The 24,599-nt window shown below is 71.9% G+C and carries 19 protein-coding genes; 14 read left to right on the forward strand and 5 right to left on the reverse strand.

The window, feature by feature from the left end; genetic code table 11:
* Positions 1-95 precede the first annotated feature (95 nt).
* From ADL29_RS03100 to ADL29_RS03145, 10 genes are all read left to right on the forward strand, one after another.
* A complete protein-coding gene (locus tag ADL29_RS03100; RefSeq protein ID WP_053922256.1) occupies positions 96-1,754 on the forward strand; it encodes a DAK2 domain-containing protein in 1,659 nt (552 codons plus the stop codon).
* A 79-nt stretch (positions 1,755-1,833) separates the two neighbouring features.
* Positions 1,834-4,821 carry a helicase-related protein gene (locus ADL29_RS03105; protein WP_053922169.1) on the forward strand — a complete coding sequence of 996 codons (2,988 nt, stop codon included), beginning with the start codon at positions 1,834-1,836 and terminating at the stop codon, positions 4,819-4,821.
* Between the two features lie 198 nt (positions 4,822-5,019).
* A complete protein-coding gene (rsmD, locus tag ADL29_RS03110; RefSeq protein WP_046925808.1) occupies positions 5,020-5,619 on the forward strand; it encodes a 16S rRNA (guanine(966)-N(2))-methyltransferase RsmD in 600 nt (199 codons plus the stop codon).
* On the forward strand, positions 5,616-6,143 hold the full coding sequence (gene coaD / locus ADL29_RS03115; protein WP_053922170.1) for a pantetheine-phosphate adenylyltransferase: 528 nt from the start codon (positions 5,616-5,618) through the stop codon (positions 6,141-6,143). Before rsmD ends, coaD begins: the two co-directional genes overlap by 4 nt.
* 138 nt (positions 6,144-6,281) lie before the next feature.
* A complete protein-coding gene (locus tag ADL29_RS03120) occupies positions 6,282-7,445 on the forward strand; it encodes a F0F1 ATP synthase subunit B (RefSeq protein ID WP_053922171.1) in 1,164 nt (387 codons plus the stop codon).
* A gap of 162 nt (positions 7,446-7,607) precedes the next feature.
* Positions 7,608-8,228 carry a YceD family protein gene (locus tag ADL29_RS03125; protein WP_107094869.1) on the forward strand — a complete coding sequence of 207 codons (621 nt, stop codon included), beginning with the start codon at positions 7,608-7,610 and terminating at the stop codon, positions 8,226-8,228.
* Positions 8,229-8,230: 2 nt separating this feature from the next.
* Positions 8,231-8,404 (forward strand): 50S ribosomal protein L32, encoded by a 174-nt coding sequence (rpmF, locus tag ADL29_RS03130; protein WP_028802425.1) that lies wholly within the window; start codon positions 8,231-8,233, stop codon positions 8,402-8,404.
* A gap of 19 nt (positions 8,405-8,423) precedes the next feature.
* Positions 8,424-9,263, forward strand: a complete 840-nt coding sequence (gene rnc / locus ADL29_RS03135) for a ribonuclease III (RefSeq protein WP_053922257.1) — start codon at positions 8,424-8,426, stop codon at positions 9,261-9,263.
* Positions 9,264-9,367: 104 nt separating this feature from the next.
* Entirely contained in the window at positions 9,368-10,306 is a 939-nt protein-coding gene (mutM, locus tag ADL29_RS03140) for a bifunctional DNA-formamidopyrimidine glycosylase/DNA-(apurinic or apyrimidinic site) lyase (RefSeq protein WP_053922172.1), read from the forward strand.
* Between the two features lie 63 nt (positions 10,307-10,369).
* Complete coding sequence (locus ADL29_RS03145; RefSeq protein WP_053922173.1) at positions 10,370-10,846, forward strand: hypothetical protein; 477 nt, start codon at positions 10,370-10,372, stop codon at positions 10,844-10,846.
* A gap of 30 nt (positions 10,847-10,876) precedes the next feature.
* Here the strand turns inward: ADL29_RS03145 and ADL29_RS03150 are convergent, their stop codons facing one another.
* Positions 10,877-11,824 (reverse strand): CAP domain-containing protein, encoded by a 948-nt coding sequence (locus ADL29_RS03150; protein ID WP_078970676.1) that lies wholly within the window; start codon positions 11,822-11,824, stop codon positions 10,877-10,879.
* Between the two features lie 132 nt (positions 11,825-11,956).
* Here ADL29_RS03150 and ADL29_RS03155 point away from each other — a divergent pair, with 132 nt between their 5' ends.
* The 4 genes from ADL29_RS03155 to ADL29_RS03170 all read left to right on the forward strand — a co-directional run bounded on the left by ADL29_RS03155 (position 11,957) and on the right by ADL29_RS03170 (position 18,572).
* Positions 11,957-12,238 (forward strand): acylphosphatase, encoded by a 282-nt coding sequence (locus ADL29_RS03155; RefSeq protein WP_046925799.1) that lies wholly within the window; start codon positions 11,957-11,959, stop codon positions 12,236-12,238.
* 379 nt (positions 12,239-12,617) lie between these two features.
* Positions 12,618-12,821: a hypothetical protein gene (locus ADL29_RS03160; RefSeq protein ID WP_046925798.1), complete on the forward strand. Its 204-nt coding sequence runs from the start codon at positions 12,618-12,620 to the stop codon at positions 12,819-12,821.
* Between the two features lie 356 nt (positions 12,822-13,177).
* Entirely contained in the window at positions 13,178-16,924 is a 3,747-nt protein-coding gene (locus tag ADL29_RS03165) for an AAA family ATPase (protein WP_053922175.1), read from the forward strand.
* Positions 16,925-17,156: 232 nt separating this feature from the next.
* Positions 17,157-18,572 carry a sugar porter family MFS transporter gene (locus ADL29_RS03170; protein WP_053922176.1) on the forward strand — a complete coding sequence of 472 codons (1,416 nt, stop codon included), beginning with the start codon at positions 17,157-17,159 and terminating at the stop codon, positions 18,570-18,572.
* 90 nt (positions 18,573-18,662) lie between these two features.
* Here ADL29_RS03170 and ADL29_RS03175 read toward each other — a convergent pair whose 3' ends face one another.
* The 4 genes from ADL29_RS03175 to ADL29_RS03190 all read right to left on the reverse strand — a co-directional run bounded on the left by ADL29_RS03175 (position 18,663) and on the right by ADL29_RS03190 (position 24,518).
* On the reverse strand, positions 18,663-20,384 hold the full coding sequence (locus ADL29_RS03175) for an ankyrin repeat domain-containing protein (protein ID WP_053922177.1): 1,722 nt from the start codon (positions 20,382-20,384) through the stop codon (positions 18,663-18,665).
* 58 nt (positions 20,385-20,442) lie between these two features.
* Positions 20,443-21,462 carry an LLM class flavin-dependent oxidoreductase gene (locus ADL29_RS03180; protein ID WP_053922178.1) on the reverse strand — a complete coding sequence of 340 codons (1,020 nt, stop codon included), beginning with the start codon at positions 21,460-21,462 and terminating at the stop codon, positions 20,443-20,445.
* An 89-nt stretch (positions 21,463-21,551) separates the two neighbouring features.
* Entirely contained in the window at positions 21,552-23,033 is a 1,482-nt protein-coding gene (locus tag ADL29_RS03185; protein WP_053922179.1) for a purine-cytosine permease family protein, read from the reverse strand.
* A 240-nt stretch (positions 23,034-23,273) separates the two neighbouring features.
* On the reverse strand, positions 23,274-24,518 hold the full coding sequence (locus tag ADL29_RS03190; protein WP_078970677.1) for an NAD(P)/FAD-dependent oxidoreductase: 1,245 nt from the start codon (positions 24,516-24,518) through the stop codon (positions 23,274-23,276).
* Between the last annotated feature and the right edge of the window lie 81 nt (positions 24,519-24,599).

Below are 24,599 nucleotides of genomic sequence, written 5' to 3' on the forward strand. Positions count from 1 at the left end.
ACAACGAAACTACCATGCGCCTCCCGGCACCCGCCCCGGCCGCCCGGCCGGAGCGCGGCTACTCTGCGGTGCATCCCGTGATCCAGGAGGACGATGTGCCGTACCCGCTCGACGCCGCCGCGGTACGCGCCTGGTGCGGGCTGGCCCTGGAGGCGCTCGGCCGGGAGCGCGAGCGGATCGACGCCATCAACGTCTACCCGGTGGCCGACGGCGACACCGGCACCAACCTCTATCTGACCCTCGAATCGGCCACGCGCGCCGTCGAGGCCGCCTTCGACGGCCACGCCTCCACCGGCACCGCCCCCCGTCTCGCCGACGCCATCGGTGCCATGGCCCACGGCGCCCTCATCGGCGCCCGCGGCAACTCCGGCACGATCGTCGCCCAGCTGCTGCGCGGTATGACGGAGGTCCTGACGGCCGGGGACGAGCCGGACAGGGACGCACGCGACGACGGCCCCGCCGAGGCGCTGCGCCGGGCGCTGCGCCGGGCCGCCGCATCGACGTACGAGGCCGTGGCGCACCCGGTGGAGGGCACCGTCCTGACGGTGGCCACCGCCGCCGCGGACGCCGCGGAACGCGCCACCGGGGACGCCGCCACCGTCGCGCGGGCCGCCCACGACGGCGCCCGCACCGCCCTGAAGGCCACCCCCGGTCAGCTCGCGGTCCTCGGCCGGGCGGGCGTCGTGGACGCCGGCGGCTGCGGACTGGTCGCCCTGCTCGGTGCGCTCGCCGACGCGCTGTCCGGGGACGTCTCGGCGCCCGTCACCGTACGGGCCGATGACCCGCTCCCCGAGGCGGGCGGCCCCGAGGCCACGGGGGCGGACGGCTGCGCGGCCCCCGACGGCGGCGGCCCCGCCTTCGAGGTGATCTACCTCCTGGAGGCCGACGACTCCGCAGTGGCCCGGCTGCGCACCCGTCTCGACGGGCTCGGCGACTCGCTGGTCGTCGTCGGCGGCGACGGCCTGTGGAACGTCCATGTGCACGTCGACGACGCGGGCGCCGCCGTGGAGGCCGGCATCGAGGCCGGCCGCCCGTACCGCATCCGCATCACGCACTTCGCCGGTACCCCCCGCACCAAGGAGCCCGAGATGGCGGCGCGGGCCGTCGTCGCCGTCGTACCGGGCCCCGGGCTCGCCGGGCTGTGCGCCGAGGCCGGCGCGACCACGGTCTCCGTACGGCCCGGGGAGCCGCCCGCCAGCGGCGAACTCGTCCAGGCCATCCGCCAGGCGCACGCCCGCGAGGTCATGCTGCTGCCCAACGACACCGAGCTGCGGCACACTGCCGCGGCCGCGGCCGAACAGGCCCGCACCGAGGGCGTACGGGTCGCCCTGATCCCCACCCGCTCCGCGGTCCAGGGCATCGCCGCGCTGGCCGTCCACGAGCCGGGCCGCAGCTTCGACGAGGACGTCGTCGCCATGACCGCGGCCGCCGGCGCCACCCGCTACGCCGAGCTGGCCGTCGCCGAGCGCCAGTCGTGGACCATGGCCGGCGTCTGCCAGGCCGGGGACGTCCTCGGCCTGATCGACGGCGATGTCGCGGTGATCGGCGCCGACCTGACCGCGACCGCGACGACCGTGCTCGACCGGATGCTGTCCGCCGGCGGGGAAATGGTCACCCTCGTCCTCGGCGCGGACGTTCCCGACACCCTCGGGGAGCGGCTGGAACGCCATGTCCGCGAGCGCCATCTTGCCGTGGACACCGTGGTCTACGAGGGCGGGCAGTACGCGGTGCCGCTGCTCATCGGGGTGGAGTGAGGGCGCCGGGCGAGGGGATCACCGCGCTTCGGGGTCCGGCGGATCCCCCGATGTCAGACCTGTGGTGTGCAATAGGTGCGTGGCAGCGCTCGACGAACCCCTGAAGAAGATTCTCGGTGGCAGCACCGCGAAGGTGCTGGCCGAACACCTCGGCCTGCATACGGTCGGCGATCTGTTGCACCACTACCCCCGGCGCTATGCGGAGCGCGGTGAACTGACCCGCCTCGCGGACCTCCCGCTGGACGAACACGTCACGGTCGTCGCCCAGGTCGCCGACGCCCGGGTGCACGCGTTCAACGCCGGCCGGGGACAGCGCCTGGAGGTCACCCTCACCGACGGCAGCGGCCGGCTGCGGCTGGTGTTCTTCGGCAAGGGCATCCACAAACCGCACAAGGAGCTGCTGCCCGGCCGCCGCGCGATGTTCGCCGGCAAGGTCTCCGTCTTCAACCGCAAACTGCAGCTCGCCCACCCCGAATACGAACTGCTCGACAAGGACGGCGTGGTCGGGGCCGCCGCCGTCGATGCCTTCGCCAACCAGCTGATGCCGATCTATCCTGCCTGCCAGCAGATGGCCTCCTGGAAGATCGCCAAGGCGGTGGACGCGGTGCTGCCCAGCGCCGGGGACGCCGTCGATCCGCTGCCGGACGCGCTGCGCGAGGGCCGCGACCTGATTCCGCTCCCCGACGCCCTGCGGAAGATCCACCGGCCACGCACCAAGGCCGAGATCGCCGACGCCCGCGCCCGGCTGAAGTGGGACGAGGCATTCGTCCTCCAGGTGGCGCTCGCCCGGCGGCGCCTGGCCGAGACCCAACTCCCGGCCACCCCGCGGACGGTGAAGAAGGACGGCCTGCTCGACGCCTTCGACGCCAAGCTGCCGTTCACCCTGACCGAAGGCCAGCAGAAGGTCAGCCGGGAGATCTTCGGCGACCTGGCCACCAGCCACCCCATGCACCGCCTCCTCCAGGGCGAGGTGGGCTCCGGCAAGGCCCAGCCGCTGGACGCCCTGGTGCTGACACCGCGGGGCTTCCGGCCGATGGGGGAGATGGCGGTCGGTACGGAGGTCGTGGTGCCGTCCGGCGAGCGCGCCTTCGTGGACGGCGTCTTCCCGCAGGGGGAGCGGGAGGTGTGGCGGCTGGTGCTGTCGGACGGCAGCACGGTGGAGTGCGATGACGAGCATCTGTGGATCGTCAGGGCCCGCGGTACGGGGGAGCGGGTGCTGACGACGCGCGAGCTGCGGGGCGATCTGCTGACGGCTGACGGACGGCCCAAGTGGTCCATCGCGGCGGCCGTGCCCGTGGACCTCGACGACGGCGGGGACCGGCCGCTGGATCCTTATCTGGTGGGCCGGCGGCTCGGGGGCGACGGCGGCAGCCCGGACGACCGGGTGCCGGACGCGTATCGCCATGCGTCCGTCAAGGACCGGCTGGCCGTGCTGCGAGGGTTGCTGGACGCCGGAGGGCGGCCCGCAGGGGGCCAGACGGTCTGTCGCGCGGTGCCCGTGCCCCTGGCCGACGACCTCGCATGGCTGGTGCGGTCCCTGGGCGGCTGTGCCCGGCTCCTCCCCGTACGGGACGGTGCGTGCGACGTCCACGTGGCGCTGCCGGATGAGGCGTCCATCGGCAGCACCGGCTTCCGCCGCGCCATCGAGGCCATCGAGCACGTCGGCCGCAAACCCGTCCAGTGCATCAGCGTTGCGCACCCCGACCACGCCTATGTGACCGACCACTTCACGGTCACCCACAACACCATGGTCGCGCTGCGCGCCATGCTCGGCGTGGTCGACAGCGGCGGCCAGGCGGTGATGCTCGCGCCCACCGAGGTGCTGGCCCAGCAGCACCACCGCTCGATCACGGAGATGATGGGCGAGCTGGCCGAGGGCGGCATGCTGGGCGGCGCCGAGCAGGGCACCAAGGTGGTGCTGCTGACCGGCTCCATGGGCGCCGCGGCCCGCCGGCAGGCGCTGCTCGATCTGGTCACGGGCGAGGCCGGGATCGTCGTCGGCACCCATGCCCTGATCGAGGACAAGGTGCAGTTCCACGACCTCGGCCTGGTCGTCGTCGACGAACAGCACCGCTTCGGCGTCGAACAGCGCGACGCCCTGCGCGGCAAGGGGAACTCGCAGAAGGAGAAGCAGACGCCGCACCTCCTGGTGATGACCGCGACACCCATTCCGCGCACGGTCGCGATGACCGTCTTCGGCGATCTGGAGACCTCCGTACTGGACCAACTCCCCGCCGGACGCTCGCCGATCGCCAGCCATGTGGTGCCCGCCAAGGACAAGCCGCACTTCCTGGCGCGCGCCTGGGAGCGGGTCCGCGAGGAGGTCGAGGCCGGGCATCAGGGCTATGTGGTGTGCCCGCGGATCGGCGACGAGGAGGACGCGCCCAAGGGGAAGAAGGGCGCCAACTCCGGTGCGGCCAAGGGGGGTTCACCGGAGGACATCGAGGAGAAGCGGCCGCCGCTCGCGGTGCTGGACGTCGCCGAGCAGCTCACCAAGGGGCCGCTGGCCGGTCTGAAGGTGGCGGTGCTGCACGGCCGGATGGCACCGGACGACAAGGACGAGGTGATGCGGAAGTTCGCGGCCGGCGAGCTGGACGTGCTGGTCGCCACCACCGTCATCGAGGTCGGTGTGAACGTCCCGAACGCCACCGCCATGGTGATCATGGACGCGGACCGCTTCGGCGTCTCCCAGCTGCACCAGCTGCGCGGCCGGGTGGGCCGCGGTTCCGCCCCCGGTCTGTGCCTGCTGGTCAGCGAGATGCCCGAGGCCAGCCCGGCGCGCGCCCGGCTGGCGGCCGTCGCCGGCACCCTCGACGGCTTCGAGCTCTCCCGTATCGACCTGGAGCAGCGCCGCGAGGGCGACGTCCTGGGCCAGGCGCAGTCCGGTGTCCGCTCCTCGCTGCGGATGCTCGCGGTCATCGACGACGAGGAGGTCATCGCGGCCGCCCGGGAGGAGGCCACCGCGGTCGTCACCGCCGATCCCGAGCTCGCCGGCTACCCCGAGCTGAGGATCGCCCTCTCCGCCCTGCTGGACGACGAACGGGAGCAGTATCTGGACAAGGGGTGAGGGGAGCCGGGGTCGGGAGGAGGCGGGGGAGAGGCGCCGGGTGAGATCGATCACCTCTCCCGTAAGGCGGCAGGGGCGTCCGCCGGGCGCTCACCCCGCAGGGACGGAATATCGTGGGAGCGGAGCCCACCGGGCTCCCCGCACCTGACCCCACGCACTTCCCACCACCCACCACCCCACCCACGTAAGGACGGGCCCATGACCCGCGTGATCGCCGGTACGGCCGGCGGCCGCCGCCTGGCCGTACCGCCGGGAAACGGCACCCGCCCGACCTCCGACCGGGCGCGCGAAGGCCTGTTCTCCACCTGGGAGTCGCTCGACGGCCCGCTCACCGGCGCCCGGGTCCTCGACCTGTACGGCGGCTCCGGCGCCGTCGGCCTGGAGGCGCTCTCCCGCGGCGCCGCTCATGTTCTGCTCGTCGAGTCCGACACCCGCGCAGCCCGCACCATCCGCGAGAACATCCACGCCATCGGCCTGCCCGGCGCCGAACTGCGCACCGGCAAGGCCGAGCAGACCGCCGCGGCCCCGGCCCCGGGCGACCCGTACGACATCGTCTTCCTGGACCCGCCGTACGCCGCCACCGACGCCGATCTTCGCGAGATCCTGCTCACACTCCGTGGTCAGGGGTGGCTTGCGGAGGAAGCACTCGTCACCGTGGAACGCAGCACCAGAAGCGGCACGTTCCCCTGGCCGGACGGTTTCGAAGCGATCAAGGCCCGTCGCTACGGCGAGGCCACGCTTTGGTACGGTCGCGCCGCTTCGACGTCCGCCGAATCGACGTCAACAAGCGTGTCATGACCGGACCGCAGCACACCGGACCGCAGAGCGAGGAGACGAAGTTGCGCCGCGCCGTCTGTCCGGGGTCGTTCGACCCCATCACCAACGGGCACCTGGACATCATCGCCCGTGCCTCCAAGCTGTACGACGTCGTCCATGTCGCCGTGATGATCAACCAGTCGAAGCAGGGCCTGTTCACCGTCGACGAGCGCATCGATCTCATCCGCCGGGCCACCGCCGAGTACGGCAATGTCGAGGTCGAGTCCTTCCACGGCCTGCTCGTCGACTTCTGCAAGCAGCGCGACATCCCCGCCATCGTCAAGGGCCTGCGCGCCGTCAGCGACTTCGACTACGAGCTCCAGATGGCCCAGATGAACAACGGGCTGTCCGGCGTGGAGACCCTCTTCGTCCCCACCAACCCCACCTACAGCTTCCTCTCCTCCAGCCTCGTCAAGGAGGTCGCGGCCTGGGGCGGCGATGTCTCCCACCTGGTGCCGCCGTTCGTCCTCGACGCCCTGACCGAACGCCTGCGCAAGAAGCGGTGACCTGCCGCGGCGGCGCCCCGGCGCGCACCGCCCCGGCGTTTTCCTGACGGGGCATCAGCGGGTGTCGGGCCGGGGTCCCGTGGTCGTACAGTCGTCCCGTTCCCTCGTTCCATCCCTTCAGAGAGTGGCGAGCCCAAGGTGGACGTGCAGAAGAAGCTCGACGACATCGTCGCGACCGTCGGCGGCGCCCGGTCCATGCCCATGTCGGCCTCGTGCGTGGTCAACCGCGCCGAGCTGCTCGCCCTGCTCGAGGAGGTGCGGGCGGCCCTGCCCGGCTCCCTCGCCCAGGCGCAGGAGCTGCTCGGCGGGCGGGAGCAGATGGTCGAGGAGGCACGGGCCGAGGCGGAGCGGATCATCGAGTCCGCGCACGCCCAGCGCGGCTCCCTGATCTCCGACACCGAGGTCGCCCGGCAGTCCCAGGACGAGGCGGACCGGATCCTGGCGGAGGCCCGCCGCGAGGCCGAGGAGATCCGCGCCGAGGCCGACGACTACGTCGATTCCAAGCTCGCCAACTTCGAGGTCGTGCTCACCAAGACCATCGGCTCCGTCGACCGCGGCCGCGAGAAGCTGCTCGGCCGCGGACCCGGTCTGGACGAGCAGGGCTACGAGGACACCGAGGCCCCCGAGCGCAGCGCCGACCCGGAGACCCTCAAGCAGCGCGCCGACGCCTACGTGGACGCCAAGTTCGGCGCCTTCCAGGCCGTACTCACCAAGACGCTGGAGGCGGTCGGCCGCGGCCGCGACAAGCTCCAGGGTGCGCGGGCGATCGATGAGCTCGGCGTGCACATGGCGACCGCGGGCGACCCGGGGGCCGCGCAGCCGCAGGCCGACGCGGAGTATCTCGCCGAGCTGGCGGGCATCGGCGCCGGCCAGGACCCCCAGCCGCCCCAGGCCGCGCCCCAGGCCCCGCCGCAGCCCCAGGAGCACCAGCAGCTCCCTGACCCCCAGCAGCCGCTCCAGCCCCAGGAACAGTTCCAGGAACAGTTCCAGCAGGGCTACTACGCGGACCCGGCGGCGTACCAGCAGCAGGACGCCTACGGCTATCAGCAGCCCCAGCAGGTCGCGTACACCCAGCACCAGCAGGACCCGTACGGCTACGACTGGCAGCAGCAGTCCCAGCAGCAGGGCTACGACCCGAACGCCTACCTCCAGCAGCAGGTGCCGCCGCAGCCCCCGCACGCCCCCCAGGACCCGAATGCCCAGGCCGGGGCGCTGGACGAAACCAGCCTCTTCGACACCAGCATGATCAACATGGATCAGATCCGGCAGTACGAGGAGCAGTACGAACAGCGGCGCCAGTAGGCGGGCGGGTAACCGCCGCCGTAACGGCCGGAAGCGGATTGGGCCTATCGGGAACGGTCCAGTATCCTGACTGTTCGGTCGCGTCTACGTTCGCGATCACTGCTGCCCGCATACCCATCCGGTTCCGGGCGGCTGACAGCGCAGTACAGAAAGCAGGAAGCCATCAACGCCCGCCTCGACCACCGTTCCCCGCTCGTGTTCGACACACGCGAGCTGGGTCGTCGTCCCGGCACGCTCAAGCGGCTCTCCCGCACCGTCGAGGCCCCCCGTGACCTCGGCAATGAGGTCATCGGAGTGCCCGAGGGCGCGCCGATCGAACTCGACCTCCGCCTGGAATCGGTCATGGACGGGGTGCTTGTCACAGGTACCGCCCGTGCAGCCGTGAAGGGGGAGTGCGTAAGGTGTCTGGAGCCGCTGGAGCGAGAGCTCGATGCGGACTTCCAGGAGATGTTCTCCTACCCCGACGCCGACGACCGGAGCCGCCCCGCGGAGTCCGGCGACGACGCCGAGGACGAGGAAGACACGTTCTTCGTCGAGGACGACCTGTTCGACCTCGAACCCGTGCTGCGGGACGCGGTGGTGCTCACACTGCCGCTGCAGCCGGTGTGCCAGGACGACTGCCCCGGCCTGTGCTCCGATTGCGGAGCGCGGCTGGCGGACGACCCGGACCACCACCATGACGCCGTCGACGCACGTTGGGCGGCACTGCAGGAACTCGTCGTGACCGACGACGAGAAGGACACCCTCCCCCGCGACGGCGGGGATGAACCTCAGGAGAAGTAGCCGTGGCTGTTCCGAAGCGGAAGATGTCGCGCAGCAACACGCGCCACCGCCGGTCGCAGTGGAAGGCTGCGGTCCCCACCCTGGTGGCGTGCGAGCGCTGCCACGAGCCGAAGCAGCAGCACATCGCGTGCCCCGCTTGCGGCACCTACAACAAGCGCCAGGTCCTCGAGGTCTGAGCGGCGGGTGACGGGCTCCATGTCAGACGCCAATCCGTCCCCCCGCAAACGCGGGGATGAACCTCCGGCAGACACGGCCTCGTCCCACACGCTTCTGGAAGGGCGGCTCGGGTACAAGCTCGAGTCCGCCCTTCTGGTGCGTGCGCTGACGCACCGCTCGTACGCCTACGAGAACGGCGGTCTGCCCACCAACGAGCGGCTCGAGTTCCTCGGGGACTCGGTGCTCGGCCTGGTGGTCACCGACACGCTGTACCGCATCCACCCCGACCTGCCCGAAGGCCAGCTGGCCAAGCTGCGGGCCGCGGTGGTCAACTCGCGTGCGCTCGCCGAGGTGGGCCGCGGCCTCGACCTCGGTGCCTTCATCCGCCTCGGCCGGGGCGAAGAGGGCACGGGCGGCCGGGACAAGGCCTCCATCCTCGCCGACACCCTCGAAGCGGTGATCGGCGCGGTCTATCTCGACCAGGGCCTCGACGCGGCCGGCGAGCTGGTGCACCGGCTCTTCGACCCGCTCATCGAGAAGTCCTCCAGCCTGGGCGCGGGCCTGGACTGGAAGACCAGCCTCCAGGAGCTCACCGCGACCGAAGGTCTCGGCGTGCCGGAATACCTGGTCACCGAGACCGGCCCGGACCACGAGAAGACCTTCACTGCTGCCGCCCGCGTCGGTGGTGTCTCGTACGGCACCGGCACCGGCCGCAGCAAGAAGGAAGCCGAGCAGCAGGCGGCCGAGTCCGCGTGGCGATCGATTCGCGCCGCGGCGGACGAGGCGGCCAAGGCCAAGGAGTCGGCTTCCGGCGACACTGCGTCGCCGGGCGACGACTCGGCTCCGGCTTCCGGCGACACCACGTCGCCGGCGCACTGAATCACCCCTTCTGACCCCGTCCGGGACGGCCGCGCGCCGCCCCCGACGGGGTCAGAGGTCTTTCCCAGGACCAGGACCAGGACCGATCGCGAGGAGCGTCTCCCGTGCCCGAACTGCCCGAGGTGGAGGTCGTACGCCGAGGACTGGAGCGCTGGGTCAGCGGCCGCACCATTGACGCCGTCGAGGTCCGCCACCCGCGCGCGATCCGCCGCCACACGGCCGGCGCGGCCGACTTCGCGGCCCGCCTCGAAGGCCTGCGCCTGGGTACGGCACGCCGCCGCGGCAAATACCTCTGGCTCCCGGTGACCGGCGGCGGCCCGGCCGCACAGACCGCCGCCGAAGGCATCGGCCCCCGCGTCACCCCCTCCGTCACCCACGGCCTGGCGGTCCTCGCCCACCTCGGCATGAGCGGCCAGCTGCTGGTCCAGCCCCAGGACGCCCCCGACGAGAAGCACCTGCGCATCCGCATCCGCTTCGCCGACGACCTGGACACCGAACTCCGCTTCGTCGACCAGCGCACCTTCGGCGGCCTCTCCCTGCACGACACCGTCCCCGGCGACGCCGACCACCTCCCCGACGTCATCGCCCATATCGCCCGGGACCCGCTCGACCCCGCCTTCGACGACGCCGCCTTCCACACCGCGCTGCGCCGCCGCCGGACCACCATCAAGCGGGCCCTGCTCGACCAGTCGCTGATCAGCGGCGTCGGCAACATCTACGCCGACGAGGCGCTGTGGCGCAGCAAGCTCCACTTCGACCGGCCGACCGCCACCTTCACCCGCCCCCGCACCGCCGAGCTGCTCGGCCACGTACGGGACGTGATGAACGCCGCGCTCGCCGTCGGCGGCACCAGCTTCGACAGCCTCTACGTCAACGTGAACGGCGAGTCCGGCTACTTCGACCGCTCCCTGGACGCCTACGGCCGCGAGGACGAACCCTGCCGCCGCTGCGGCACCCCCATCCGCCGCCGCCCCTGGATGAACCGCTCCAGCTACTTCTGCCCGCGGTGCCAGCGGCCGCCGCGGCCCGTGCCGGCGGGCTGACGCGACGGCCCCGGATGCCATGCCTGGCTCGCCTGCGCCGTGCCGGTGGCGCAGCCTGGGGGAGTGAGCGACCACAAGCCGGGCGGCTCGTCGTGGCGGGACGGCGAACGGCGCGGCGGCGTGCGGCGGTCGCGTCTGGTCTGGGTCGAGGCTGCCCTGATGGGGGTGTCGGTGCTGCTGCTCGTCGCCGTCGTCTTCCGTTATCTGAAAGCGCGAGAGGCGGGGCTGTACTCGGGCACCACCATCACGATTCCCCATGAGACCGTCGGCGGGGGTGGCGCCGGAACGTTCCCCGGGAGTCCCGGCGTCACGCACCCGCCCGCCGACACCCCGCATCCGGCTTCGACGCCCACCCCCACCGTGACCGTGACCGAGTTCGTGCAGGTCCCTCCCAAGGGCGGCGCGCCGGAGCTGATGGCCGCGATCGCGGCGGTGGTCAGCGCGGAGTTCGGCGGTGCGACCTTCTTCGCCGGCGTGCGCCGCGAGGAACGCAAGCGGGCCCTGCGGGACCGTCCGGGGCCGCCCGCCCGGGAATCCTGACCGGCGCCTGGCACCCCACCTGCGGAAACTTCAGAACCCGAAGTCCTGCGTCCACCACGGCCCGCCCGGCCCGAAGTGCGCTCCGACGCCCAGCGTCTTGTACTCGCAGTTGAGGATGTTGGCGCGGTGGCCGGGGCTGTCCATCCAGGAGTCCATCACGGACTGGGCATTGGCCTGGCCGCGGGCGATGTTCTCGCCGCCGAGGTTGTCGATGCCCTGTTCACGGGCGCGGTCCCAGGGCGTGTCGCCGTCCGGGTCGGTGTGGTCGAAGAAGCCGCGCTCGGCCATGTCGTCGCTGAAGCTCCGGGCCAGTCCGGCGAGTTGCCTGCCGGCGGTCACCGGTGCGCAGCCGGCCTGGGCGCGCTCCTGGTTGACGAGGGAGAGCACCTCGGCCTCGGCGGACGACTCGGGGTCCGCGCTCTGCGACGGGGCCGCGGAGGTCTCGGAGGCCGGGGCGGAGGCCGGATCGGAGGTCTTCGCGGGGCCGTGCGAGGAACCGGTCTTTCCGGCCGGGGATTTGGCCGTACGGTGCGGGGCGGGCGAGGCCGACGGGGACGCCGAGGAGGACGGGGCGGGGGTCTCCCCGGCCGGCGGCCGGGGGCGGGTCCGCGGGGCGGTGGGCCGTTCGGCGCCGCGGCTGGCCGGGGCCGTGGCGCGGTCCGTCGGGCGCACGGAACTGCCGCCCGGCAGGTCGGCCTCCGGCAGCGAATCGGCACGTACCCGCTCGCCGCGCTCGCCGCCGCTCACCTCGAACTGGCCGCCGCCCGGGATCAGTCCGGAAGCGACCGCGACGGCCCCCATGGCCACCGCGGCCGAGGCGCCGAGCAGCCCGGTGCGCACCGGCGCCGTCCGGCGGCCGCGCGCGGCGCGGTGACCGGCGTGCCGGGCGGTGCCCGCCGGCGCGCCTGCCGGTGCGTCAGCAGACCGGGTACGTAGGGGTTCCGGCGCGGGGGGAGCAGAGCGTCGATGGCGGCCCATCCGCGGTCTTCCTTCCGTCCTCGACGTCAAGTCGACTCACCCGAAAGGGTGAGTTCCGATGTCGGGGGACTGTACGGCATGGCGTGCCGGGCCGAGGTGCTCAACGGGCAATTGGCCGGTTAACGTGCACACATGAACGAAGACGTCCGGGTGACCGCGTGGGTGCGGGGTCGTGTCCAAGGGGTCGGATTCCGCTGGTTCACCCGCGCGAACGCCCTGCGTATCGGTGAACTCGCAGGATTCGCGAGCAATCTCGGCGACGGCCGCGTCCAGGTGGTGGCAGAGGGGCCGAAGGACCGCTGTGACCAACTGCTGGACTGGCTGCGGACCGGTGACACGCCCGGCCGGGTCGACGGTGTCACTGAGATATGGGACACGCCCCGCGGCGGATACGACGGCTTCGAAATCCGCTGAGCGGGGCGGCGGCGCTCACCGTACGGCCGACAAAAATGATCTTTGGGCTATGCCTTTGTCAGCTGCGCGCAGGAGATAACGCCTGGTGGTTGCCAACTCGGCCGACCCGTGCAAGGCTGCCGCTGTACGGATGATCTCCACACCCCGCGGGACCTTTCTGGAGAGCTTGCGCAGAGCCGAGACGGCCGCGCACTCTCGGGCACCCGAGGATACGGGGTGTGATCGTGTTGACCCTCAAACCTTTTGGTGAGACTCTGGAATCCCCGCGCACCTTAGCTGTTTGGCATTGAAGACACCAGGAATGACAAGCACCGCGGGTGCGAATCCCTCACGACCCACACCGCTTCGGTCGGTCACTCAGTGTGGAGGACCATCCATCATGGCAAAGGCGCTTCTCGGTTACGTCGGCGGCTCCGACCCCCGAGTCCTCTCCGAGATGCGACGGCTTCAGCAGCGCGTCCAGGACCTTGAATCCGAACTTATTCGGATGCAGGCCGAAAACGACATGCTGTCCGCTGCCGCACGTCACGACGACTCGATGCTCGACATCGACGTACCCCAGGCGGAGCCCGCGCTCACCTGACCCACAACATCAGGGCCGGTCGGGCTGCTCGCCAGCCGCTTGAGGCACCGCCGCTCCTTCAAGATCTGCAAGGGACGCTTCGGCGTCCCTTCGTCGTTTCCCCGGCCTTTTGCCGAGTCCGTCCGGTCGCCGTATCCGTCCCGCCTCTGCGGCCCCTTCCGCACCGCGGCGTCTTCCTTACGCCATGATGTGCCCGGCACTTTCCCTGGTGAAACCGAAAAGGAACGCCGCCGCACGGCCGAAGGCACGCTCAAAAGCATCCGCGGGGCGATACCCGGGCCCGGTACACCCTGCGAAAGGGCGGCGGCGGAATGTTGGGGCCGCCCGCCCGGAGACGGCCGGTAGAGTCCAACGGCGTGCACCTGAAGAGTCTGACCCTGCGAGGCTTCAAGTCGTTCGCCTCCGCCACGACGCTCCGCTTCGAGCCCGGTATCACCTGCGTCGTGGGACCCAACGGTTCCGGCAAATCGAATGTCGTGGACGCGTTGTCCTGGGTTATGGGCGAGCAGGGCGCCAAGTCGCTGCGCGGCGGCAAGATGGAGGACGTGATCTTCGCCGGGACGACCGGCCGCCCACCGCTCGGCCGGGCCGAGGTCTCGCTCACCATCGACAATTCCGACGGTGCGCTGCCCATCGAATACGCTGAAGTCACCATTACCCGGATCATGTTCCGCAACGGCGGCAGCGAGTATCAGATCAACGGCGACACCTGCCGGCTGCTCGATATCCAGGAGCTGCTTTCCGACTCCGGCATCGGGCGCGAGATGCACGTCATCGTCGGACAGGGCCAGCTCGACTCCGTACTGCACGCCGACCCGATGGGCCGAAGGGGTTTCATCGAAGAGGCGGCGGGCGTCCTCAAGCACCGTAAACGCAAGGAAAAGGCGCTGCGGAAGCTGGATGCGATGAAGGCCAACCTCGCCCGCGTCCAGGACCTGACCGATGAGCTGCGCCGCCAGCTCAAACCTCTGGGGCGGCAGGCCGCGGTCGCCCGGCGGGCCGCCGTCATCCAGGCGGATCTGCGCGACGCCCGGCTGAGGCTGCTCGCCGATGATCTCGTCACGCTGCGCCGTGCGCTGCGCGCCGAGATCGAGGACGAGGCCGCGCTCAAGGAACGCAAGGAGGCCGCCGAGACCCGGCTGCGCACCGCGCTGCAGCGCGAGGCGGTGCTGGAGGCGGAGGTGCGGGCGCTGGCGCCGCGGGTGCAGCGCGCCCAGCAGACCTGGTACGAGCTGTCCCAGCTGGCGGAGCGGGTACGCGGCACGGTGTCGCTGGCCGAGGCGCGGGTCAAGAGCGCCGCGCAGGCCCCGCCGGACGAGCGCCAGGGGCGCGACCCGGACGACATGGAGCGCGAGGCGGCCCGGATCCGCGAGCAGGAGGCGGAGTTGACGGCCGCGCTGGAGGCGGCGAGCCGGGCGCTGGAGGACACCGTCGAACACCGCGCCGAGCTGGAGCGGCAGTTGGCGGACGAGGAACGCCGGCTGCGGGACGCCGCCCGGGCCATCGCCGACCGGCGCGAAGGGCTCGCCCGGCTCAGCGGACAGGTCACCGCGGCCCGCGGCCGGGCGGCCTCGGCGCGGGCGGAGATCGGCCGGCTCGCCGAGGCGCGGGACGGCGCCCAGGAGCGGGCGGCCGCGGCCCAGGAGGCGTACGAGCGGCTCAGGGCCGAGGTCGACGGGCTGGACGCGGACGACGAGGAGCTTGGCGAACAGTACGAGGCGGCCCGCCGGGAGCTGGCCGCGGCGGAGAGCGGGCTGACCGCCGCCCGCGAGGCGCTGACCGCCGCCGAACGGGCGCGCGCTGCGACCTCCGCCCGCCACGACGCGCTGGCCCTCGGCCTGCGCCGCAAGGACGGCACGGGGGCGCTGCTGGCCGCCGCCGACCGTCTGACCGGCCTTCTCGGCCCGGCGGCGGAGCTGCTGACCGTCACCCCCGGCTTTGAGATCCCGGTGGCGGCGGCCCTCGGCGCGGCCGCGGACGCCGTTGCCGTCACCGATACCGCCACCGCCGCCGAGGCCATCCGGATGCTGCGCAAGCAGGACGCGGGGCGCGCGGCGATGGTGCTGGGCCGCGTCGAGGGGGCGGGCGCGGCGGAGGCCGCGTATACCGCGGCGGGTGGGGCCAGTGAGGTGAATGGTGCCAGTGGTGCCAGTGGGGCCAACGGGGCGGCCGAGGCGGTGGCGGGCCGGGTGCCGGGTCCCGCTCCGGCGGCCGGTGAGCCCGTACCGGCCGCCGGAGACATCGCCGCCCCTGTCCCCGCCCCCGTCGTTCCCCGTGTGCCCGCGCCCCGTTCCGAACCCGTACGGGCCGATCAACTGGTGCGCGGACCGGCGGAGTTGAGGGCGGCGGTGGCACGGCTGCTGCGGAATGTGGTGGTGGTCGGGACGCTGGAGGACGCCGAGGAGCTGGTGGCGGCGCGGCCCGAGCTGATGGCGGTGACCGGGGAGGGGGATCTGCTGGGGGCGCACTTCGCGCAGGGCGGGTCGGCCGGGGCGCCGAGTCTGCTGGAGGTGCAGGCGTCGGTCGACGAGGCGGCGGCGGAGCTGGAAGGCCTGGAGACGCGCTGCGAGGAGCTGGCGGCGGCACAGCGGGCGGCGAAGGAACGGCGCGACGGGTGTGCCGCGCTGGTCGAGGAGCTGGGCGAGCGGCGGCGCGCCGCGGACCGGGAGAAATCGAAGGTCGCGGGGGACCTCGGACGGCTCGGCGGACAGGCGCGGGGGGCCGCGGGCGAGGCGGAGCGGTCCGCCGCCGCGGCAGCGAAGGCGGAGGACGCGTTGCTGCGCGCCACCGAGGAGGCCGAGGAGCTGGCCGCGCGGCTGGCGGTGGCCGAGGAGGACCCGGCCGCGGGGGACGAGGAGCCCGACACTTCCGTACGGGACCGGCTCGCCGCCGACGGCGCCAACGCCCGCCAGACGGAGATGGAGGCCCGCCTCCAGGCCCGTACCCATGAGGAGCGGGTGAAGGCGCTGGCCGGGCGGGCGGATGCGCTGGACCGGGGGGCGCGCGCCGAGCGGCAGGCGCGGGCGCGGGCCGAGCAGCGGCGCGCCCGGCTGCGCCACGAGGCGGCGGTGGCCTCGGCTGTCGCCTCCGGCGCGCGGCAGCTGCTGGCGCATGTGGAGGTGTCGGTCGTACGGGCCGAGGAGGAACGCGCCGCCGCCGAGCGGGCCAAGGCCGAGCGGGAGACGGCGCTGGTGGCCGAGCGGGAACAGGCCCGGGAGCTCAAGTCCGAGCTGGACAAGCTGACCGATTCGGTGCACCGCGGCGAGGTGCTGGGCGCGGAGAAGCGGCTGCGGATCGAGCAGCTGGAGACCCGGTCGCTGGAGGAGCTGGGAGTGGAGCCGGCCGCCCTGATCTCCGAGTACGGCCCCGATCAGCTCGTACCGCCGTCGCCGCCGGCGCAGGGCGAGGAGCTGCCCGAGGACCCGGATCATCCGCGGAACCAGCCCGTGCCCTATGCGCGGGCCGGGCAGGAGAAGCGGCTCAGGGCCGCCGAGCGGGCGTATCAGCAGCTCGGGAAGGTGAACCCGCTGGCACTGGAGGAGTTCGCGGCGCTGGAGGAGCGTCATCAGTTCCTCAGCGAGCAGCTGGAAGACCTGAAGAAGACCCGGGCCGACCTGCTGCGGGTGATCAAGGAGGTCGACGAGCGGGTGGAGCAGGTCTTCACCGAGGCCTTCCATGACACGGCGAGGGAGTTCGAGGGGGTCTTCGCGCGCCTGTTCCCGGGCGGTGAGGGGCGGCTGGTGCTGACCGACCCGGACGACATGCTGGCCACCGGGGTGGATGTGGAGGCGCGGCCGCCGGGCAAGAAGGTCAAGCGGCTCTCGCTGCTGTCGGGCGGCGAGCGGTCGCTGACCGCGGTGGCGCTGCTGGTGTCGATCTTCAAGGCACGGCCCAGTCCGTTCTATGTGATGGACGAGGTCGAGGCGGCGCTGGACGACACCAATCTGCAGCGGCTGATCCGGATCATGGAGGAGCTCCAGGAGAGTTCCCAGCTGATCGTGATCACTCACCAGAAGCGGACGATGGAGGTCGCGGACGCGCTCTACGGCGTGTCGATGCAGGGCGACGGCGTCTCGAAGGTCATCAGCCAGCGGTTGCGATGATCGTCGGTCGGCTTCGCGTCGCTCTCTCTTCATAACTTGAACGAAGGGTGTCGAGAGCCTTGGGAATCCGACGAGGAAACGAATTCGTCACGGCCTATTGACTTCGAAACTTGAAGGCATAGTCTCTGCAACGTTGCTTTTACCTTCAAGTGGTGGGTGTCCCCAACCTATGCGCCACTGGAAGGGCCAGCCCCCGACGCCCGGCAGCGCAGCCGGGCCACTGGAGTTCACGTTGACCAGCACCGCGCAGCCGACGGTCCCGGAAGGCCGCAAGGCCCACCCGGACCACCTCGGCCATGTCATCTTCATCACCGCGGCTGCCGCGATGGGCGGCTTCCTCTTCGGCTATGACAGCTCCGTGATCAACGGTGCCGTCGAGGCGATCCGCAGCCGTTACGACGTCGGCTCGGCCGGCCTCGCCCAGGTGATCGCCATCGCCCTGATCGGCTGCGCCATCGGCGCCGCGACCGCGGGCCGGATCGCCGACCGCATCGGCCGCATCCGCGTGATGCAGATCGCCTCGGTGCTGTTCACCGTCAGCGCCGTCGGCTCCGCCGTGCCGTTCGCCCTCTGGGACCTGGCCTTCTGGCGGATCATCGGCGGTTTCGCGATCGGTATGGCCTCGGTCATCGGCCCGGCCTACATCGCCGAGGTCTCGCCGTCCGCCTACCGCGGCCGGCTCGGCTCCTTCCAGCAGGCCGCGATCGTCATCGGCATCGCCATCTCCCAGCTCGTCAACTGGGGCATCCTCAACCTCGCCGACGGCAACCAGCGCGGCGTCATCGCCGGCCTGGAGGCCTGGCAGTGGATGCTCGGCGTGATGGTCGTGCCGGCCGTCCTCTACGGTCTGCTCTCCTTCGCGATCCCCGAGTCGCCGCGCTACCTGATCTCCGTCGGCAAGGTCGACCGCGCCAAGGAGGTGCTCTCCGAGGTCGAGGGCCACACCGTCGACCTCGACACCCGGGTCACCGAGATCCAGGACGCGATGCGTCGCGAGCACAAGTCGACCTTCAAGGACCTGCTCGGCAAGATGGGCTTCCTGCCGATCGTCTGGGTCGGCATCGGCCTCTCGGTCTTCCAGCAGCTGGTCGGCATCAACGTCGCCTTCTACTACTCCTCGACGCTGTGGCAGTCCGTCGGCATCGACCCGAGCAGCTCGTTCTTCTACAGCTTCACCACCTCGATCATCAACATCATCGGCACCGTGATCGCGATGATCTTCGTCGACCGGATCGGCCGCCGCCCGCTGGCACTGATCGGTTCGGCCGGTATGGCCGTCGCGCTCGGCCTGGAGGCCTGGGCCTTCTCCGCCAAGACCGCGGCCGGCACGCTGCCCACCACCGAGGGCACCATCGCCCTGATCGCCGCGCACGCCTTCGTCCTCTTCTTCGCCCTCTCCTGGGGTGTCGTGGTCTGGGTCTTCCTCGGCGAGATGTTCCCGAACAAGATCCGCGCCGCCGCGCTGGGCGTTGCCGCCTCCGCGCAGTGGATCGCCAACTGGGCCATCACCGCCAGCTTCCCGAGCCTGTCCGACTGGAACCTCTCGGGTACCTACGTGATCTACATGGTCTTCGCTCTGCTCTCGATCCCCTTCGTGCTCAAGTACGTCAAGGAGACCAAGGGCAAGGCGTTGGAGGAGATGGGCTAACCCCCCCCGCCAGTCCTTCTCCTCACTTGTTGGCTGCTGCCCCGGCTCACCCGAGCCGGGGCAGCACCTTTTCCGGGGTGCGAGGCCGGACTAGTCCAGGAGCGGGCTGCCCTCGGGTATCTCCACCCAGCGCCCCGGCGGGCCGTCCATCGGTCCGGCGTCCGCGACCCGCAGTCCCGCCTGCGCGGAGGCGTACGCGATCATGCCGGCGCTCCACATTCCGTCCGGCACGTCCCAGTTCCAGAACCGGTAGAGCCAGTAGTCCTCGGGTGAGCCGTCACCATGGACCGGCCGGCCGATCTCCTCCCTGAGCTCGGTGTGGCCGTCGCGGGAGAGCGTGCCGAAGGTGCCGCCCTTGGGGTTGAAGTACAGGCCGTAGGCGGCGGTGCCCGGCGAGAGGGCATCGAGGACGGAGCCGGTGCTCAGCTCGTACGACGCGGGCTGGACCAGCACACATCCACCGGGCACTCCCGTCACCCCGACATGGCGCTCCGGGTCGTCGAACTCCCAGGGATCGAGTCCGTACAGGAGGTCGTCCGGATCGTCGTCGTCCTCGTCGTCCTCGTCGGACGGGCAGGTACACGGGGCGCCGCCCAGGCGCCGGACGGCCTCGTCCTCGTCGATGCCGGGGACGAAGGCGATCGAGACGCCTTCGGTGTGCACCCCCGCGAACACGGCCGTCCGCTCATCGGCCTCCTGCTGGGCGGCCCGCTCCTCGGCCGTCAGCGGCACGGCGCCCGGCAGTCCGGCGAAGAGCGGCGCCATGGCCGTCGTCAGGGCCAGCCGGCCCGGCGAACGGCCGCCGAGCTGCGGACTCCAGGCATCCGCCCCCGCCTCCAGCAGCAGCCCGGCGTTCCCCTGCGCGCCGCGGCAGACGGCGTGCCACAGCGGGGTGCAGCCGTCGTCGTCGCGGGCATCCACCTCGGCGCCCCGCGCGAGGAGTTCGGCGACGAGCTCAGGAGGGCTCTGGGCGGCGGCCAGATGCAGCGGTGCCTCGGCGCTGTCGGGCCCGATACGGCGGGGGTCGGCGCCGTTCGCCAGGCGGGCCCGGACCAGCTCCACGTCCTTCCAGCCGTCGTAGGTCATGTCCTCCCAGTCCGCGCGCGACGGGTCGGGAAGATCCGGGCCCGACTGCTCCGGCTCCGGAGGCTGCGCCATGATCTCGTGCGGCCCGAAGCTCGCGAAGAGGAAGTTCTGCTCCCCTTCGCCGTCCGGGGGCGGGGCGGGCGGACCGGCGTCCGGCCAGATCTCCAGGACCTCACCGGCCGCCGCCCGCAGCGCTGCTTCGTCGATGGCCGTGCGGGTCTCGGGCACCCGCTCGTCCGGCCAGGCGACCACCAGCTGCGTGGTCCCCTCGGGCGGCAACTGGGAGAGATGCAGCTGCAGTTGATAGTGGAAGGCGCCGCCCTCACCGCCGGTCAGCCTGAGGGTGGGGCGGGCCGGTCCGGCCGCGGTCCACTCCTCGGCGTCGAGCGTGGTGGCCTTGCGCCCGTCGGCCAGCTGCACGCCGACGCGCAGCCCGCCGGGGCGCGAAGGGTCGTCGTCCTCCGCTTCGCCCTGCGGCCGGATCCGCCGCCGGAAGACCCCGAGTCGTACCGTCACCGAACCCGGCCAGACCTCCCAACCGGTCAGCATGATGCGGACGTCGGGCCCGGCGCCGACCTCCTCGACCTGCCGCACCTGGGCCGGCACGAACCAGTCGGCGGGCGCGAAGTCCTCGTCGTCGCAGGGCTCGTAGGCGGCGAGCGCGATGGCGTTTGCGGATGCTTCGGGCGGCGGGGAACCGGCGGTCGGTCCGTCGAAGAAGTTCATGTGACAGATAGTGACATCCGCCACTGACAACGCCGCCCGGCGCCACCATCGCCGCAGGTCAACCGGCTGTACGGGCCGCCGCACCAGCCTCGAGGCGGGGCAGCACCCGCTCCGCGAAGAGATGCAGCGAACGCCAGCCCTCGTCGACGGGCATCCCGCCGCACAGCGGATGCAGTATCAACGAGCCCTGCGGTCCCGCCTCTTGGGCCAGCTCGACGCATTCCTCCGGCGTGACGATCCGGTAGACGCCCTCCTTGCGCAGCGTCCCGGCGTCCGTGGCGGCGGAGCGCACCGCGGAGCGGATACCGGCCGGCTGCCAGGAAGCGTACGTCTGCGCCTCGTGCAGCAGATGGGATCCGTACTCGGCCCAGGCCCGGTCCGGGTCCTCGGAGAGATGCAGCAGCGCGGTCCGCTCGGGCGGCTGCAGGACCCAGCCCTCGGTGCCGTACGCGGCGCGCCGCTCCTCGTAATAGGCCGCCAGTTCCGGGAGGCGGGCGCTGGGGAAGAACGGCAGCCCCAGACGGGCGGCGCGCCGGGCCGCGGCGCGGGAGCTGCCGCCGATCAGCAGCAGGGGATGCGGCTGGGTGTACGGACGCGGGGTGACCCGGACCGTGCAGCCCCGATAGCCGAACGGTTCGCCGGTCCAGGCGGCGAGCAGGGTCTGCAGCACCTCGTCCTGGAGCGCGCCGCGGCCCGCCCAGTCCTTGCCGTGCGCCGCGTACTCCTCCTCCCGGTAGCCCAGCCCGGCGACGGTCATCAGGCGGCCGCCGCTGAGCAGGTCCAGCGCGGCGATGTCCTCGGCCAGCCGCAGCGGGTCGTGCAGCGGCGTGATCAGGGCGGAGACGGTGACACCTATACGGCGCGTGGCGCCGAAGACGGCGCCCGCGAAGGTGAGCGGGGAGGGCATCCAGCCGTTGGCGGTGGCGTGGTGCTCCTCGGTCTGGACCATGGTCAGGCCGCGGTCGTCGGCGAAGGCGGCCATCTCGACGGCGGCGCGGTAGCGGGCGGCGAGTGCCTCGGGGGTGGGCGAGGGGTCCACGAGGTTGATGCGCAGGACCGTGCTGGGCCGAGCAGACATGACGACGTCCCCTTCGCCGGCAGTGGGCGAAGGGGACGCTAGCTGACGTTGCGTCAGACCGCCAGGGTGCGGGACCGGCCCGCCGGAGGTCAGCCGGCCTGCGCCGGCACCTCGTCGGCCGCCTGCTCGGGCGCGTCCGCCGGGGCGTTCTCCCTGGCCGCGGGCAGCACCGCGAAGACCAGCGCGGAGATCGCGATCGTGGCGGCCCAGCCCAGGCCGTTCTCGCCGATCCAGGTGGTGGCGAGCGGGCCGGTGAACCACTGGACCTTGGTGAAGCACAGGCCCGAGGCCAGCGCGACGGCCCAGGCGGTCATGGCCTGCCAGCAGAAGCCGCCGACGTACCAGTAGCGGCTGGTGCGGCCGGTGTCCATCAGGCCGTCCGCGTCGTAGCGCACAGCCCTCTTGCGGCGCCGCGCCATGTCGACGCCGTACACGCCGATCCATGCGGAGAAGGACACCGCGAGCAGCGTGAGGAAGGCGATGAACTGGCCGATGAAGTCCTTGGCCACCAGCATCATGAACAGACCGCCGACCAGGCTGATGACGGCGTTGATGCTGACCGCCAGGGCACGCGGCAGCTTGACGCCCATGGTCTGGGCGGTGAAGCCCGCGGAGTACATCGACAGGCTGTTGATCAGCACCATGCCGACCAGCGCGGTGATCAGGTACGGAATCGCGAGCCAGGTCGGCAGGATGGTGCCGAGGAACGACATCGGGTCGGTGTTCTGGCCGGCCAGCTTCGGGCTGGAGACGGCCATCACGCCGCCCATCAGGACCATCGGGAGCAGCACCAGGGCCGCGCCGGAGACCGTCGTGCCGACGATCTTCTTGCCGGACGCGGAGTGCGGCAAGTAACGCGCGAAGTCGGGACCGGTGGGGACCCAGCTGATGCCGCCGGCCGCGATGGTGCCGACGCCCGCGATCACCATGGCGGTGGTGCCCGCCTTCTTCGCGAAGATCGCGCTCCAGTCCATCGTGACGATCAGATAGACCAGCACCATGATGCTGAACAGGCCGAACAGGTACGTCGAGTACTTGTTGCAGATGTTGAGCGCCTTGCGGCCCAGGCCGCTGACCAGGTACGTAACGGCCACGAAGGCGAGCAGGGTGACGACCACCAGGACGTTGTTGCTCTTGATGCCGAACAGCAGGTTCAGCACCGTCAGGACGGCGTAGGCGCCGGTGACGGCGTTGATCGTCTCCCAGCCGAAGCGGGCGACCCACAGGATCGCGCCGGGGAAGTAGTTTCCGCGGACGCCGAAGGCGGCCCGGGAGAGCATCGCGCCCGGCGCGCCGCCCCACTTACCGGAGACCGACAGCACGCCGACCATGCCGAAGGCGATGGTGGCGGCGATGCCGGCGACCAGCAGGACCTGCCAGAAGTTCAGCCCGTTGTTGACCACCAGGGAGGCGCCCATGGTGAGCAACAACACGCTGATGTTGGCGGCGACCCAGGTGGGGAAGAGCTCGCGGACGCGGCCCTGGCGCTCGTTGTCGGGGACGGGCTCGATGCCTCGTGTCTCGACGGCGCCTTCGGTTTCGGGAGTGGTGGACGCGGTGCTGGTGCCCATTGGTGCAGGTGTCTCCGTGCGGGGGATCTGGAGGCACCCCCGGGAAGGAGGTGCAGGCAGCGGCTGTGGTGCCTGGCCGGAAGCTGCCAGGACTCTACGCGCGTTGCGCGGCCGTCCACCATCGTACTTTGGACTAACTTCTACTCGTACATACCGTTGGATCCTCCGACAAGGGCGAGCGTCACACGCGCTCGTCGGAGAATCCGTGCCCACGCCGCTGACCAGGCAGAAGACGGCAGGTCAGGCGGGATGCGGAGCGGACTGCCGCTGGCTCACCCGGTGGTCGGCCCGACGCAGCAGCTCTTCGGGGTCGTCGACCGGCGGAGAGATCCATGTCTCGTTGATGGCGCGCTTCAGCTCCTTCGCGAAGCCGTCCGGTCCGCGGCGCAGCGTGCGCCCGAAGCCGGCCGTGGCCACCGCGCCGGCCGCGCCGAGATCGAGACAGGTGGAGTACGGGTCGGGCGCGAAGCCGACCGGCGGCAGGCCGAGCAGATCGGCGGCCGCGTTGTGGCCCGCCACCTTGCCGAGCGGCGTCGCATGCTGGCAGCTCTGCGGCACCGGGTGGCCGTCCTCCGCCATGGCCGCCGCCGTGTCCCCGGCTGCATAGATGCTGCCCTCGACGCCGGAAACTCGCAGCCGGGCGTCGACGGCGAGGCGCCCCAGGCCGTCCCGCGGTGCGGGTATCCGCTCCGTCAGCGCGCTCGCCCGCATCCCGGCGGTCCACACGGCCGTACGGGCGGGCAGCGCGCTGCCGTCCGAGAGGTGCACCGCGTGCTCGTCGAGGCCGGTGACCGTGACGCCGAGGCGCCGCTCGACGCCCAGCTCGTCCAGCGCCCGGATGATCACCGGGCGGGCCGCCTCGCCCAGCCCCTCCCCGACGGCGGCGGCGCGCTCCACGAGGATCACCCGCACCTGGCCCTCGGCGCCGCAGGGGGCAGCCTTGGCGCGCAGCCGGCCGACCAGCTCGGTGGCGAGCTCCAGCCCGGTGAACCCGGCGCCGACGACCACCGCGCTCCAGCGGCCCGGCCCGTCCGGCGCCTGGGGCAGCGCCCGCAGATGGTCCTCCAGCCTCACGGCGGCGGCCAGGGTGTCGATGTCGTGCAGCAGCGGGGCGCCGGGGAGCTCGGGCCGGACGACGGCGCTCCCGGTGGCCAGCACCAGCCGCCGGTAGCCCACTTCCGTACGGGAGCCGTCGGCCGCGACCGCCGTGACCCGGCGCCGCCCGGTGTCGACCGCGGTCGCGGTGGCCGCGATCCGGCGCACGCCGACCGGTCCCAGCACCCGGTCGAGCGGGACCCGGAAGCCCGCCGGGTCGGCCTGGTAGAGGCGCGGGCGCAGGGTCAGGTCGGGGAGCGGGGTGAGCAGCGCGACCGTTGTACCGGCGGCCTCGGGGTGCAGGTCCGCATGGGTGCGCAGCAGGCGGGTCGCCGCGGCGGCGCTCCACAGTCCGGCGAAGCCGCCGCCCAAAACCAGGATGTCAAACATCCAGATTCCCCTTCCGGTGCTCCGCGGGCGGGTCCCGGGGAGTGAATCCGGATGCTACACGTCCAGAATCAATTCGGGATG

Source organism: Streptomyces chattanoogensis (assembly GCF_001294335.1).
Taxonomy (GTDB): Bacteria; Actinomycetota; Actinomycetes; order Streptomycetales; family Streptomycetaceae; genus Streptomyces; species Streptomyces chattanoogensis.

What these genes read in the sequence shown, in the direction of transcription:
- rnc (WP_053922257.1), top strand. Translation starts at nt 8,424, where the DNA reads ATGTCAGACGCCAATCCGTCCCCCCGCAAACGCGGGGATGAACCTCCG.
- ADL29_RS03160 (WP_046925798.1), top strand. Translation starts at nt 12,618, where the DNA reads ATGGCAAAGGCGCTTCTCGGTTACGTCGGCGGCTCCGACCCCCGAGTC.
- ADL29_RS03150 (WP_078970676.1), bottom strand. Translation starts at nt 11,824, where the DNA reads ATGGGCCGCCATCGACGCTCTGCTCCCCCCGCGCCGGAACCCCTACGT.
- ADL29_RS03155 (WP_046925799.1), top strand. Translation starts at nt 11,957, where the DNA reads ATGAACGAAGACGTCCGGGTGACCGCGTGGGTGCGGGGTCGTGTCCAA.
- ADL29_RS03190 (WP_078970677.1), bottom strand. Translation starts at nt 24,518, where the DNA reads ATGTTTGACATCCTGGTTTTGGGCGGCGGCTTCGCCGGACTGTGGAGC.
- rsmD (WP_046925808.1), top strand. Translation starts at nt 5,020, where the DNA reads ATGACCCGCGTGATCGCCGGTACGGCCGGCGGCCGCCGCCTGGCCGTA.
- ADL29_RS03185 (WP_053922179.1), bottom strand. Translation starts at nt 23,033, where the DNA reads ATGGGCACCAGCACCGCGTCCACCACTCCCGAAACCGAAGGCGCCGTC.
- ADL29_RS03175 (WP_053922177.1), bottom strand. Translation starts at nt 20,384, where the DNA reads ATGAACTTCTTCGACGGACCGACCGCCGGTTCCCCGCCGCCCGAAGCA.
- ADL29_RS03180 (WP_053922178.1), bottom strand. Translation starts at nt 21,462, where the DNA reads ATGTCTGCTCGGCCCAGCACGGTCCTGCGCATCAACCTCGTGGACCCC.
- coaD (WP_053922170.1), top strand. Translation starts at nt 5,616, where the DNA reads ATGACCGGACCGCAGCACACCGGACCGCAGAGCGAGGAGACGAAGTTG.